1 rRNA gene is annotated in these 263 nt (G+C 41.1%); it reads left to right on the top strand.

Going from position 1 to position 263, the window contains the following annotated elements:
- Positions 1 to 190: 190 nt before the first annotated feature.
- A 16S ribosomal RNA gene (locus K5Q99_RS22295) occupies positions 191 to 263 on the top strand; the annotation flags it as partial.

The raw sequence follows: 263 nt of genomic DNA, 5'->3' as shown, positions 1-263 counted from the left end.
TCACAGGTGTTGAGTTAATCGAAACTGCTTAACCTTAGGGTTGGCAGTCAAAAATTTAAATCAATGTAACAATGAGTGTTCATAGCAATATGTACAGTTTGTTTCAGCCCTTCTTTTATAAGGAGTGCGAAAAACAAAAAATCAGAATTCATTGAGCCGCTGAAGTCGCAAGACGGAAGCAACAAAACTTTAATTGAAGAGTTTGATCATGGCTCAGATTGAACGCTGGCGGCAGGCCTAACACATGCAAGTCGAGCGGCAGC

This window comes from Shewanella hafniensis (assembly GCF_019655335.1).
Taxonomy (GTDB): Bacteria; Pseudomonadota; Gammaproteobacteria; order Enterobacterales; family Shewanellaceae; genus Shewanella; species Shewanella hafniensis.
Note: the sequence above shows the minus strand (reverse complement) of the source record. Positions and strands in the feature narration are given on the sequence as shown.